Source organism: Shigella sp. FC1967 (assembly GCF_001743005.1).
Taxonomy (GTDB): domain Bacteria; phylum Pseudomonadota; class Gammaproteobacteria; order Enterobacterales; family Enterobacteriaceae; genus Proteus.
Map to the genome: position 1 here is coordinate 1 of NZ_MIIZ01001093.1, position 906 is coordinate 906.

General features: G+C 31.9%; 1 protein-coding gene. It reads right to left on the reverse strand.

Annotated elements, in window-relative coordinates; all coding sequences use genetic code 11:
* Positions 1–305: 305 nt before the first annotated feature.
* A complete protein-coding gene (locus BHE89_RS18725; protein ID WP_069369025.1) occupies positions 306–689 on the reverse strand; it encodes a DUF805 domain-containing protein in 384 nt (127 codons plus the stop codon).
* Positions 690–906 lie beyond the last annotated feature (217 nt).

A 906-nucleotide genomic window follows, 5' to 3' on the forward strand; every position in this document is an offset into this window, starting at 1 on the left:
GTTAGCATTGATTTAGTAAAGGAATACGTATTTTTTACTTATATAGTGTGATTAGGGCCAAACGAGTAATAAAAAATTTAAGAATCAATGCGATAAGTTTGATGTAAGAACTCTGTAACATTAATTAGAGAATTCAGAGGTAAATAAAAAATAGCAAAGTATAATGCGGTAGGAGATGGGGGAGTGATTTAAAGAAAGGACATGTTTTCAGATGGTCGTAATAAAAGTGGGGAAAATCAATTAATACAGTGAGTAAACTTAATATAGGTACACTCACTGTATTGTCATATTAATTCAGCAATAGATTAAGCTTTAGGGTCTGGGCCGAATCTGTTGTCACCTTTAGTACCTTCAAGGCACATAAAGACAAAAACAATTAATCCACCAATAGCGGGAATAAATGCAAGTAAGAACATCCAACCTGATTTATCTTGGTCGTGGAAGCGACGAATAGTTACTGCAATGCTAGGTACGATAACAGCTAAAGAGTAGATGCCTAAAATAATACCAACAATTGAACCTAATCCACTCATTTCACCCGTATTCATATCTATTGATGAAATTACAATAGCGTATAAAACAGTAATAATAATGGTATTTACGAGTGTAAACATCCAATATTCTTTTCTGCGAGCACGGCCTGAAAAGTTAGCGTAATTATTTTTAATGACTTCCAAATACCAATTCATGACTTCATCCTTAATTTAGTAGCAACAATACGTAAGCCTAGTGTAAGTGATCTTTCTTATCAATTAAGATAAATCTAAATTATCAAAATCTGTATTTTTAACAGAGATTATCCACCCTTTTAATAGGGAGTGTATTTAATTCTTGAATTAAACATATAGGCATATCTAAATGACGCACTTGACGTGTTTTTATTTAAAAATACAGACAGATATAACT

What these genes read in the sequence shown, in the direction of transcription:
- BHE89_RS18725 (WP_069369025.1), bottom strand. Translation starts at nt 689, where the DNA reads ATGAATTGGTATTTGGAAGTCATTAAAAATAATTACGCTAACTTTTCA.